Source organism: Rathayibacter sp. AY2B7, from assembly GCF_002931635.1.
In the GTDB taxonomy this organism is placed as follows: domain Bacteria; phylum Actinomycetota; class Actinomycetes; order Actinomycetales; family Microbacteriaceae; genus Rathayibacter.
The window spans coordinates 1-11,620 of record NZ_PSUC01000107.1 but is presented as its reverse complement, the minus strand read 5'-3'; the positions used below and the strand labels follow the sequence as shown (position 1 = coordinate 11,620).

Below are 11,620 nucleotides of genomic sequence, written 5' to 3'. Positions count from 1 at the left end.
GCCGCGCCGCGTCTCGGGCGAGCGGGTGTCGGAGTTCTTCAGCTGGGTGCGCGAGCGCTCCGCCCTCGCCGTCGGCATCATCGAGTCGGCGACCTCGCGCGACGAGGCCTGGCAGTTCTTCACCCTCGGCCGCTCGATCGAGCGCGCCGACATGACCGCCCGCCTGCTCGCCACCCGCTCGCTGACCGAGGCGAGCGGCCCCTCCTGGACCACGATCCTCCGCTCCTGCGGCGCCTACGAGGCGTACCTGCGCACCTACCGGGGCGTGCCGAGCGCGCGGAACGCGGCCGAGTTCCTCCTCCTGGACCGGCTGTTCCCGCGCTCGATCCTCTTCTCGGTCTCGCGGGCGGAGGCGTGCATGCGCGACATCGAGCCGCGCACCGGCCGCATCGGCCACTCCGGCGACGCGCAGCGCGTCCTCGGGCGGATCCGCAGCGAGCTGGAGTTCCGGCCGATCACCGACATCCTCGAGGACCTGCCGCGGCACATGGACAGCGTGCAGGAGGCGACCTCGGCCGCGTCCGAGGCGATCCGCCAGCGGTACTTCCCCACCAACGTCATGCCGAGCTGGATCGGGGAGGCGCTGTGAGCAGGCTGCGCATCAGGCACACCACGGGCTTCACCTACGCGGGGGACGTGGTCGCGTCCTACAACGAGGCGCGGATGCTCCCCGCCTCCTCGGACGGGCAGCTGGTGCTGTTCTCGAACCTCGACATCCGGCCGGTGACCTCGGTGCACGCCTACACCGACTACTGGGGCACCCGCGTCTCGTCGTTCGACGTGCTCGACGCCCACCGCGAGCTCTCGCTGACGGCGACCTCGCTCGTCGAGATCCGGCCGAAGCAGCACCCCGACCACCCGACCGGATGGGATCAGCTGTCCGAGCAGGTCGAGACGCGCACCGAGTACGTGGAGCAGTCGAAGCAGACCCACCGCACCGCGCCGCCGGAGGACCTCTCGGCGATGGCGCGCTCGCTCGCGGACGAGGCGGCCGGGCCGTGCGAGGCCGCGCTCACCATCGCCGAGACGATCGGCCGGGCGATGACCTACCGGCAGGGCGTCACCGGCGTGCACTCCACCGCGACGGAGTCGTGGACCGCGCGCGAGGGCGTCTGCCAGGACATCACGCACATCGTCCTCGGGGCGCTGCGCTCGGTGGGCATCCCGGCGCGCTACGTCTCGGGCTACCTGCACCCCAAGCCGCACGCCGAGATCGGCGAGACCGTGGTGGGGGAGTCGCACGCCTGGGTCGAGTGGTTCTGCGGAGGAGCGTGGCGCGGCTACGACCCGACGAACCTGATCGACATCGGCGACCGCCACGTCATCGTCGGCCGCGGCCGCGACTACAACGACATCGCGCCGTTGCGCGGGGTGTTCGCCGGGCCCCGCTCGTCGAAGCTCTTCGTCCGCGTCGAGATCACCCGCGAGGCCTGAGGGCGGGCGGCGGTCGCGCCCCGCGTCGGGGGCGACCCGTCCAGTGGGCGGTCCGCGGATCCGCCCGGCGTGCGGACCGGCCGACGGAGCTTAGGCGCGCGGGCGCAGCAGGGGGACTCCGCCGGTGGCGGGCAGAGCCTCCGGCCCGGGGGCCGCGAGCCGGACGGCGCGGCGCAGGCGGAGGTGGAAGGCGAGGCCGATGGCGGCCGCCGCGATCCCGGAGGCGGCGCCCACCAGCATCGCCTGGCGCGGACCGTAGGCGTTCGCGACCCAGCCGATCAGCGGGGCGCCGATCGGGGTGCCGCCGACGAAGATGGCCATGTAGAGCGCCATGACCCGGCCCCGCATCTCGGGGGCGGTCGAGAGCTGCACGTAGCCGTTGGCCGAGGTCATCAGCGTCTGCGCCGCGATGCCGACGAAGGGGAGCAGGATCGCGAACGCCCAGACCGTCGGCATGACGCCGGCCAGCGCGAGCGCGACGCCGAACGCTGCGGAGGCGCCGACGATGAGCCGGAGCCTCGGGCGGTCGCGGCGAGCCGAGAGGAGCGCCCCCAGCACCGAGCCGACGGCGATCGCGGAGGAGAGCAGGCCGAACTCGCTCGCCCCCATGTCGAACTCGACCGTCGCCATCGTCGAGGCGAAGATCGGGAAGTTCAGGCCGAAGGTGCCGATCAGGAACACGATCGCGAGCACCACGAGGATGTCCGGCCGCTTCGAGACGTAGCGGAACCCCTCCAGCAGCGCACCCGGGCCGCGGGTGGCGCGCGGGGCGCTGCGGAGCTGGTCGCGGTGCAGCGCTCGCAGCGAGAGCAGGACGGCGAGGAAGCTCGCGGCGTTGAGGAGGAAGACCCAGCCGGAGCCGACCGCGGCGATGAGCACGCCCGCGAGGGCCGGTCCGATCATCCGCGCCGAGTTGAAGGAGGCCGAGTTCAGCGAGACGGCGTTGGTGAGGTCGCGCTCCTCGACCAGCGCCGAGACGAAGGTCTGGCGCACGGGCGCGTCGATCGCCGCGGCGAAGCCGAGCAGCAGGGCGAAGAGGTAGACCATCCAGAGCTGGACGACCCCGGTCACGACGATGAGCCCCAGGCCGAGCCCGAGCGCGCCCATCGCGCCCTGGGTGGCCATCAGGAGCTTCCGCCGGTCGAAGCGGTCGGCGATGAAGCCGGAGAAGGGCACCATCACGAGCTGCGGTCCGAACTGCAGCGCCATGGTCACGCCGAGCGCCGTCGCGTCGTGGTCGGTCAGGTCGTTGATCACGATCCAGTCCTGGGCCGTGCGCTGCATCCAGGTGCCGACGTTCGAGACCATCGCGCCCGCGAACCAGATGCGGTAGTTCGGCACGGCGAGGGAGCGGAACATCGCGCTCATCGGTCGGCCACCGCGCGCAGGACCGCCGCCGCGTCGTGGAGCAGGCGCAGGTCCTCGGGAGGGAGCTCCTCGAGGCGCGCCACGAGCCAGGCGTCGCGGCTGCGGCGCACGTCGAGCACCAGTGCGGTGCCGGCCTCCGTGGGGCGGATGCGGGTGACGCGGCCGTCGGCGGGGTCGGCCAGGCGCTCCGCGAGTCCTTCGTCGACCAGGCAGCCGACCGTGCGGGTCATCGAGGGTGGGCGGACCCGCTCCGCCTCGGCCAGCTCGCCGAGGGTCTTCGCGCCCTCGCGGTGCAGGAGCGCGAGCACGCTGAACTGCGGATCGCTGAGCTCGTGCTGGGCCTTCTCCTGCCGGAGCCGCCGTCCGAGCCGGCCGACCGCTGCCCGCACCTCGCCCGCGAGGGAGGTCAGCGGGAGATCGGTCTGCGGGGTCTGGATCTGAGCGGTCTCGGTCGATGGCACATAGTTAGCCTAACAAAAGAACTGCCCGCTCAGGCGGAGGTCCGCGCGGTCCGCACCGCCCCGATGCTCGCGGCGACCACGAGCGCGATCCCGACGGCCTCGACGGCGCTGAGGCGCTGGCCGAGCACGAGGAAGCCCGAGAGCGCGGCCGCGCCGGGGGAGAGCGACATCAGGATCGAGAAGGTGGAGGAGCGCAGGCGCCGCAGCGCCAGCAGCTCCAGCGCGTAGGGCACCGCGGAGGAGAGCACCGCCACGGCGAGCCCGAGGAGCAGCACCGGCGGCACCACCAGGGCGGGTCCGGCGGAGGCGAGGCCGAACGGCAGCGACACGATCGCGCCGGCCGCCAGCGCCAGCGCGAGCCCGTCGATCCCCTGGAACCGCCCGCCGGTGCGGCCGGCGAAGACGATGTACGCGGCCCAGAGCACAGCGGCCCCCAGCGCGAAGCCGACGCCGACCGGGTCCAGCGCCGAGAACCCGCCCTGCGACAGGGTCACCACTCCGGCCAGCGCGAGCACCGCCCAGACCAGGCTCAGCACGCTCCTCCCTGCGATCACCGAGAGCGTCAGCGGCCCGAGCACCTCGAGGGTGACGGCGGCGCCCTGCGGAATCCGGGCGATGGCCTCGTAGTAGCAGGCGTTCATCCCGCCGAGGGCGAGACCGTAGGCGGCGACGGTGGCCCAGTCGCTCCGGCTGTGGCCGCGCAGCCGCGGACGGCAGACCAGGAGCAGCACGACGGCCGAGAACACCAGCCGGAGCGTGACGGTGCCGATCGGCCCCGCGGCGGGGAAGAGCAGCACGGCGAAGGAGGCGCCCAGCTGCACGCTCGCGACCGACCCGAGCACCAGGCCGATCGAGCCCGCGCTCGCCGGGCGCCGCTCCGGAGCGGCCGCTGCGCTCAGCTGGAGCGCCGCTGCGTCTGGACGGGCGGGACGTTGTAGCCGAGCAGGCCGACGCCGGTCGCGTCCCAGCGCAGCGTGGTCAGCGAGACGTTGTCGACCACGGGGAAGGTGTGCCGGTAGGTCTCGGGGTTGATGCCGAGGTAGGCGCACAGCAGGAGGCGGATGAGCGTGCCGTGCGCGACGACGAGCACGCGGCCGTCGGGGTGCTCGCGGTGGATGCGGGCGAGCGAGGTGTTCGCGCGGGCGACGGCGTCGAGGCCGGACTCGCCGCCGGGCATCGGCTGGATGGCCGGAGCGGCGACCCACGCGTGGTACTCGTCCGGGAAACGCTTCTCCATCTCGTCGGTGGTCAGCCCCTCACCGCGGCCGAAGTCGACCTCGACCAGCGCCGGGTCGGGCTGCAGCTCGAGGTGGGCCGCCCGCGCGGCGGGCACGGCGGTGCGCACGGCCCGGACCAGGGTGGAGGAGTACACCGCCTCGAGGTCGGCGTCGACGGCCCAGGCGGCCAGAGTCGCCGCCTGGTCCTGGCCCCGGGGGGTCAGCGCGATGTCGGAGGAGCCCGCGAAGCGGTTCTCGGAGTGCCAGACAGTCTCTCCGTGCCGGGCGAGGATCAGGGTCGTCACCCCCTGAGCCTACCGACCGCGCGGGCCCGCGGGCCCCGCGCTCAGGCGGCGGGGACGCCGTAGTGCGCGTCGACCATCACCGGGAGGTGGTCCGAGACGCCCTGGGGCAGCGTGGAGACCCGCTCGATCCGCACGGAGTCGCTGATCGCGAAGTCGAAGTGGCCGCTGAAGTAGCGGTAGCGCGCGTAGGTGGGGGAGTCGCTCCGCGAGACCAGGTAGCCGTTCCGGGTCATCCGGCGGTCGAGTCCGCGGAAGAACCACGGGTAGTTGTAGTCGCCGACCATCAGGGAGGGGGTGTCCGGCGCGTACTCGCGCAGCCGGTTCAGCGCCTCGTCGATCTGCTTGCGGCGCAGGGCGTTGCCGGCCGAGAGCGGGGCGGCGTGGAAGGAGGAGACGGCGATCGATCCGCCGTCGCGGTCGTCGAGGCGGACGGCCAGCAGGCGCTCGTGAGCGGGGGACATCACGCGGTCGTGCATGGACTTGCTGAGCTCGAACGCGGCGCTGCCGGAGAGCTCGAAGCGGTCCTGCGAGTAGTAGACGGCCAGGCCCAGGCGGTTGCGGGCCGTGACGGACGCGAGCCGGAGCGAGCCCACCTCCTGCGGCAGCTTCGTGGTGTCGCACTCCTGCAGGCACAGGACGTCGATGTCGTGGCGGGCGGCGAGGGGGGCGATCTCGGCGTGCGCTCGGTGCTCCCGGAGGTTGTAGGAGATCACGCGGAGGGCGCGTTCGGTCGGCTGCATTTCGCCAGTGTAGGGCGCGCCGCCCGAGCGCCGGCCGACCCTCCGGCGAACACGGAGGGACCTCCTCGGAACGCGGTCGGAACGTTCGCCGACCGGCCGGGGAGGTCCCTCGCGGAGCCGAGTCAGTGCTGCTCGGTGCCCGAGGCGTCGGTCTCGGCGTCGGTGCCGTGGACGCCGTCGGTGGGGCCCCAGTCGGGCAGCGGGGGGTTCTGCTCCTCGCCGTCGGCGCCGACGCCGTCGGCCAGGGGGGAGGCCGCGCCGCCGACCTCGTCGAGGCCCGCGGAGGTGCCGGTCTCGGTGGCGGGGTCGGGCGTGCGCGCGCCGTCGGTCGTGTCGGTGGGGGTGGGCTCGATGTCGTAGTCGGAGCTGCTCATGTCCCGACGCTACGACTCCGCCGCCCGCGGGGGCACCCCCTTGCGCTCCCGTGAACGACGGAGGCCCCCCGCACCGGGAAGGTGCGAGGGGCCTCCGAAGGGGGAGTGCTCAGCGTCCGTAGGCGGAGGCGGCGGGGCAGTCGAACGGGTCGCCGCCGGCCGACAGGCCGACCTTGTTGAGGTAGCGGACGACGATCGCGTACGACTCCATCAGCGAGGTCTCGGTGTAGGGGATCTGGTGGGTGGTGCAGTACTCCTTGGCGATGACCTGCGCACGGCGCAGCGCCGGGCGTGGCATGTTCGGGAAGAGGTGGTGCTCCACCTGGTAGTTGAGGCCGCCCATGTAGAGGTCGGTGAACCAGGTGCTGCGGATGCTGCGCGAGGTGAGGACCTGGCGGCGGAGGAAGTCGACGCGCGCCTCCTTCGGCAGCAGCGGCATGCCCTTGTGGTTCGGCGCGAACGAGGCGCCCATGTAGAGGCCGAAGACGCCCAGCTGCACGCCGACGAAGGCGAACGCCATGCCGAGGGGGAGGGCCCAGAAGACGACGGCGAGGTAGAGGCCGACGCGGGTGACGAGCATGGTGATCTCGACCCAGCGCTTGTCGACCTTGCCCTTGCCGAACACGGTGCGGAAGCCGTGCAGGTGCAGGTTGAGGCCCTCGAGCAGCAGGAGCGGGAAGAACGCGTAGCCCTGGCGGCGGGTGAGCCAGGCGTAGAGGCCGCGCGAGCGGGCCGCGTCCTCGGCGGTGAAGGAGACGACGTCGCGCTCGATGTCCGGGTCCTTGCCCAGCACGTTCGGGTTCGCGTGGTGGCGGCTGTGCTTGGTCATCCACCAGGAGTAGCTGATGCCGACGAAGAGGTTCGCGAGGGTGCGGCCGGCGACGTCGTTGGCCTTGCCGGACTCGAACACCTGGCGGTGCGAGGCCTCGTGGGCGAGGAAGGCGAACTGCGTCAGCACGATGCCGAGGGCGGCGGCGAGCAGGAGCTGGAACCAGGAGTCGCCCAGCAGGACGAAGCCGGTGACGATGCCGCCGAGCGCGAGGACCAGCGCGCCGAACATCGTGTAGTAGAAGCCGGTGCGGCGGCGGAGGAGCCCCGCGTCGCGGACCGTGCTGAGGAGACCGGAGTACTCGGTCGTCGGGTTGACGCGGCCGTCGGCGCGGGGACGGGTGCGGACGACGCGGGGGGCGCCTCCGGTGACGGACGTGGTGGTGGGGGTGCTCATCGGCGCCTCGCTCTTCGTGGTGACCGTCGGCGTCGACGGTCTCTCGGCGAGCGATCCCGACGGGGGCGGTCCGCTCATGGTTCACCGCGTCGGTAGGGGCCGGACGCGGCATCAGGGCGACCGGGGTCAAGGGCAACCTGGTGTGAACACTACGGGGACGGCGGCGGCACCGCACCATGGCGATTGCCAGCCTTCGCTCCGCGCGTGTCGGGAAGGGGAGTGCGCCTCCGGCGGGACCGCCGGAGGCGCACGGGCTCAGGAGCCGATCGAGTCCTGCGGGCGGCCGGACTTGAGCGCGGCGAGGCGCGCCTCCACCTCGGTCATCTCACCGAGGTCCTCGAGCGACTCGAACTGCGCGTCCAGGCTCGAGGAGGCGAGCTCCTCCGCGCCGCGGACGCGCGCCTCCTCGCGGCGGATCTTCTGCTCGAAGCGGCTCACCTCGCTCGTCGGGTCCATCAGGTCGATGCTCTTCACGGCGTCCTGGACCTGGCTCTGCGCCTCGACGGTCTTCGCGCGCGCGATCAGCTCGTCGCGCTTGCTCGAGAGCTGCTGCAGCTTCTCGCGCATCTGGTTCAGGCCCGACTTGAGCTTGTCGACGACCTCGGTCTGCGAGGCGATGGTCGGCTCGGCGTCCTTCGCCTCCTTCTCGGACTGGATCTGGCGCTGCAGAGCGACCTTGGCCAGCGCGTCGAACTTGTCGGCGTCGCCGGCGCTCCCGCCGGTGCGCAGCTCGTCGGCCTTGCGGCTCGCGGCGAGGGCCTTGCCGCCCCACTCCTGGGCGTTCTGCACGTCCTCGCGGTAGTCGTCCTCGAGCAGGCGCAGGTTGCCGATCGTGGTGGCGATCGCCGCCTCGGCGTCGCGGATGCTGTCGGTGTAGTCGCGGACCATCTGGTCGAGCATCTTCTGCGGGTCCTCGGCCTGGTCGAGGAGCGCGTTGATGTTGGCCTTCGCGAGCTGCGCGATGCGGCCGAAGATCGACTGTCTCTGAGCCATGGGTGTCTCTCCTTGCGTCGTGGGTGGTGCCGGATGTCGGAGGTGGTGCCGGAGTCGTGGGGGAGGTGGTGGCCGTCGGTCCTGCGCGGATGCCCGGGGGCGCTCAGAAGCGCCCGCCGCCGCCGCGGCGTCCGCCTCCGCCGCTGCTGCGCCCGCCGCCGAAGCCGCCGCCGCCCGAGCGCCGGGACGAGCCGCCTCCGCCGAAGCCGCCGCTGAACCCGCCTCCGCCGAAGCCGCCCGAGCGGTAGCCGCTGCGGCGTCCGCCTCCCAGGAGCGACTCGACCAGGATCCCGCCGAGGAACGCGCCGGTCGTGTCGCCTCCGTAGGGGCTGCCGACGGCGTTCGGGGCGGAGTAGGCGCCGGCGTCGGCCCGCGCCCGCTCGAGCGCCTGCTGGGCGAGCTGCGAGGCGCGCTGGGCGGAGGCGAGAGCCTCGCGGGGGTCGGTGGCGGCGATGCGCTCGGCGTATTCGGCCGAGCGGGCGGCCTCGGCGACGCGGGTGCGCGCCTCCGAGCCGACCGCGCCGCGGCGGGCCGCGATGAAGTCCTCGGCGGCCGAGACGCGGCTGCGGGCGGAGGTGAGCTCGGCGCCGAGGGCGGCCCGCTCGCGCTCGCGCTGGGCCTGCGCGTCGCGGAACCCGCCGACGGCGGCGTCGATCGTGGCGTCGGCGGCGGTGAGGGCCTCGAGCAGGGCGAGCGGGTCGTTCGGCCGCACGGAGGCGGCGCGCTCGACGTCGTCGAGGGCGGCCTCGGTCGAGGCGACCGCCGCGGCGACGTTCTGCGCCTGAGCGGCGGACTCCGCGTCCGGGGAGGCGGCGAGCGCTCGTCCCTGCGCCACGTCGGCGCGGATCTCGGCGATGCGGCCGGCGAGCGACGCCTCCGCCTTCTGCAGCTCGTCGCCGCGCGTGGCCACCGCGTCGACGAGTCCGGAGGCCTGCTCGGCGGCCTGCTGCCCGGCGCGCAGCAGCACGGCGGCGCGGCCGGAGTCGCCGGCCTGCAGCGCCTGCTGGGCGCCGGCGAGCTGGTCGCGGGTGAAGCGGAGGCGGTCCTCGGCCTGGTCGGCGTCGTCGCCCACGTCGTCGATCGCGGTCGGCGCGTAGCGGGAGGCGAGCTCGGCGAGGCGGGCGCGGGCCGAGGGGAGGCGGTCGCCGACCTCGGCGGCGCGGGCCGAGAGCGCGGCGGCGACCTGCGGCGCGTTCTTCTCGAGGTCGCGCAGCTCCTCGAACGCACTCGCGCGCTCGTCGAGCGTCTGCTCGGCGTCGGCGCAGAGCTGGAGGATGCGCTGGTAGCCGTCGCGGCGCTCCTGATCGGTCTCCGGCTCGGTGTCGTCGAGGCGCTGCTGCAGGGTGAAGGCCTCACCGAGCAGGCGCTTCGCGGTGACGAGCGCCTCGCGGAACGCGCCGGTCGCGTCGGCGCCGAACTGCGCCTCCGCGAAGCCGACCTCCTGCTCGCTGGTGCGGACGGCGTCGTCGGCGTGGACGAGGGCCGACCCGGCACGGGTGGCGAGCTCGTCGATCGAGGCCTCCACCGCCTCCTGGGCGCGGCGCTTCCGCGCGCGGCGGACGAGCAGCAGCACCACGAGGCCGACCACGACGAGGGCCGCGAGCACGCCGAGCGCGATCAGCAGCCCCGAGCCGAGGGACTCGCCGGCGCTGGGCGCGTCGAGGCGCTGCCCGATCCCGTCGGCGGCGGCCACCGCGGCTCCGGCCCAGTCGCCGTCGGCGAGCCTCGGCTCGATGTCGTCGGACTGGAGCGAGGAGACCTGCGCGTCGTCGAGGGCGAAGCCCTGCGCGACCGACACCTGGTACTGGCGGGCGTCGACCGCGACGGCCAGGAGGACGTCGTCGGTGCCCAGTCCGTTGCGGGTCGCGGTCTCGTCCGCCCACGCGGCGCGGTCGGACGGATCCGTGAAGGAGTCGACGAAGGCGACGAACAGCTGCACGCGGTGCTGGTCGTAGAGGGCCCGCGAGGCCTGCTCGATCTCGGCGGTCTCTCCGGAGCTCAGCACCCCGACCGAGTCGAGGACGGTGGAGGAGGAGAAGGAGACGGGCGACTCGGCCGTCGCCGCGGTCGCGGGGACCAGCGCGAGGACCGCGGCGATCAGGAGGGCCGCGAGCGCCGGCAGCAGCCGGGAGCTCACGGGGTGGTGGGGTCTCGCCGGCATCGCGCACACTCCTTCGTCGTCGCCTCCCGAGTGTAGACAGCCCGGGTGTCCGAGCAGGGGTCGGGAGGCGGCAGGCCGTCGACCGCGTGCCCGGGGCGCGGGGGATGGGAGAACGCCGGGAGGAGGAATGACCGTGCTCCGCTCGCGGTTGTCGCCCGGAGTGCGCCGCAGGTGCACGTGCCTCCCCCCTCAGGGCAGCCCCCTGAGACAGCTCCGTAGAAAGGCGATCCCGTGGATCCGTTCTCCCCCCTCACCGCCGGCGACCTCGACCTCCCCAACCGCATCGTCCTGGCACCGATGACGCGACTGCGCTCCGACGAGCAGGGCGTGCCCGGCGCGATCGTCGCCGAGTACTACGCCCAGCGCGCGAGCATGGGCCTGCTGATCAGCGAGGGCGTCTTCCCCAGCGCCGAGTCCAAGGGCTACGCCGGGCAGCCCGGCATCGAGACCGACGCGCAGGCCGCGGGCTGGCGCGCCGTCGCCGACGCCGTGCACGCCGCGGGCGGGCGCATCGTCATGCAGCTGATGAACGCGGGCCGCGTCTCGCACACCGAGATCACCGGCACCGACCGCATCGTCGCCCCGAGCGCCGTCGCCATCGACGGAGAGGTGCACACCCCCTCCGGCAAGAAGCCGTTCCCGGTGCCGCACGCGCTGACCACCGAGGAGCTGGCGACCGTCCGCGACGAGTTCGTCGCCGCCGCCCGCCGCGCGATCGACGCCGGCTTCGACGGAGTCGAGGTGCACGGCGCCAACGGCTACCTGCTGCACGAGTTCCTCTCGCCCGTCTCCAACGTGCGCACCGACCAGTACGGCGGGACCCCGGCCGAGCGCGCCGCGTTCCCGCTCGAGGTCACCCGCGCGATCGTCGACGAGGTCGGAGCGGGCCGCGTCGGCATCCGCCTCTCGCCGGCCCACAACATCCAGGACGTCGTCGAGACCGACGCCGACGACGTGCGCGCCACCTACGAGGCCGTCGTCGACGGGCTCGCCCCGCTCGGCCTGGCCTACCTCAGCGTCCTGCACGCCGAGCCCGCCGGCGAGCTGGTCCAGGACCTCCGCTCGCGCTTCGACGGCGTCTTCATCGCCAACAGCGGCTTCGGCTCGCCGACCAGCCGCGAGGAGGCGACCGAGCTGATCAGCGAGGGCCACGCCGACGCCGTGGCCGTCGGCCGCCCGGCGATCGCCAACCCCGACCTGGTCGAGCGCTGGCAGGGCGGGCACCCCGAGAACGAGGTCGTCCAGGAGACGGTCTACGGCGGAGGAGCCGAGGGCTACACCGACTACGAGCCCCTCTCGGCGTAGTCGCGACTCACGCGGAAGGCCCGCTCCCCCTCGAGGG

General features: G+C 73.6%; 12 protein-coding genes. 3 read left to right on the top strand and 9 right to left on the bottom strand.

Going from position 1 to position 11,620, the window contains the following annotated elements; all coding sequences use genetic code 11:
- Together C5C27_RS14580 and C5C27_RS14575 are read left to right on the top strand one after the other, a co-directional pair.
- On the top strand, positions 1–589 hold a 589-nt coding region (locus tag C5C27_RS14580), incomplete at its 5' end, for an alpha-E domain-containing protein (protein ID WP_146079703.1).
- Complete coding sequence (locus C5C27_RS14575) at positions 586–1,434, top strand: transglutaminase family protein (RefSeq protein WP_104256498.1); 849 nt, start codon at positions 586–588, stop codon at positions 1,432–1,434. The genes C5C27_RS14580 and C5C27_RS14575, both read left to right, overlap by 4 nt.
- 90 nt (positions 1,435–1,524) lie before the next feature.
- Here C5C27_RS14575 and C5C27_RS14570 read toward each other — a convergent pair whose 3' ends face one another.
- The 9 genes from C5C27_RS14570 to C5C27_RS14530 form a co-directional block, all read right to left on the bottom strand.
- Complete coding sequence (locus tag C5C27_RS14570; protein WP_104238609.1) at positions 1,525–2,802, bottom strand: MFS transporter; 1,278 nt, start codon at positions 2,800–2,802, stop codon at positions 1,525–1,527.
- Positions 2,799–3,263 carry a MarR family winged helix-turn-helix transcriptional regulator gene (locus C5C27_RS14565; protein ID WP_258062756.1) on the bottom strand — a complete coding sequence of 155 codons (465 nt, stop codon included), beginning with the start codon at positions 3,261–3,263 and terminating at the stop codon, positions 2,799–2,801. Before C5C27_RS14565 ends, C5C27_RS14570 begins: the two co-directional genes overlap by 4 nt.
- A gap of 29 nt (positions 3,264–3,292) precedes the next feature.
- Positions 3,293–4,105 carry a DMT family transporter gene (locus C5C27_RS14560; RefSeq protein ID WP_244229480.1) on the bottom strand — a complete coding sequence of 271 codons (813 nt, stop codon included), beginning with the start codon at positions 4,103–4,105 and terminating at the stop codon, positions 3,293–3,295.
- A 53-nt stretch (positions 4,106–4,158) separates the two neighbouring features.
- Positions 4,159–4,785: a histidine phosphatase family protein gene (locus C5C27_RS14555; RefSeq protein WP_104223854.1), complete on the bottom strand. Its 627-nt coding sequence runs from the start codon at positions 4,783–4,785 to the stop codon at positions 4,159–4,161.
- 41 nt (positions 4,786–4,826) lie between these two features.
- Positions 4,827–5,525: an endonuclease/exonuclease/phosphatase family protein gene (locus C5C27_RS14550; RefSeq protein ID WP_104223855.1), complete on the bottom strand. Its 699-nt coding sequence runs from the start codon at positions 5,523–5,525 to the stop codon at positions 4,827–4,829.
- A gap of 122 nt (positions 5,526–5,647) precedes the next feature.
- Positions 5,648–5,899, bottom strand: a complete 252-nt coding sequence (locus C5C27_RS14545) for a hypothetical protein (RefSeq protein WP_104246865.1) — start codon at positions 5,897–5,899, stop codon at positions 5,648–5,650.
- Between the two features lie 109 nt (positions 5,900–6,008).
- Entirely contained in the window at positions 6,009–7,124 is a 1,116-nt protein-coding gene (locus tag C5C27_RS14540) for an acyl-CoA desaturase (protein WP_104226226.1), read from the bottom strand.
- Positions 7,125–7,379: 255 nt separating this feature from the next.
- Entirely contained in the window at positions 7,380–8,117 is a 738-nt protein-coding gene (locus C5C27_RS14535) for a PspA/IM30 family protein (protein ID WP_104238612.1), read from the bottom strand.
- A gap of 103 nt (positions 8,118–8,220) precedes the next feature.
- A complete protein-coding gene (locus C5C27_RS14530) occupies positions 8,221–10,278 on the bottom strand; it encodes a TPM domain-containing protein (RefSeq protein WP_104314764.1) in 2,058 nt (685 codons plus the stop codon).
- Positions 10,279–10,509: 231 nt separating this feature from the next.
- Between C5C27_RS14530 and C5C27_RS14525 the strand changes: the two genes are divergently transcribed.
- A complete protein-coding gene (locus C5C27_RS14525; protein WP_104238614.1) occupies positions 10,510–11,583 on the top strand; it encodes an alkene reductase in 1,074 nt (357 codons plus the stop codon).
- Positions 11,584–11,620 lie beyond the last annotated feature (37 nt).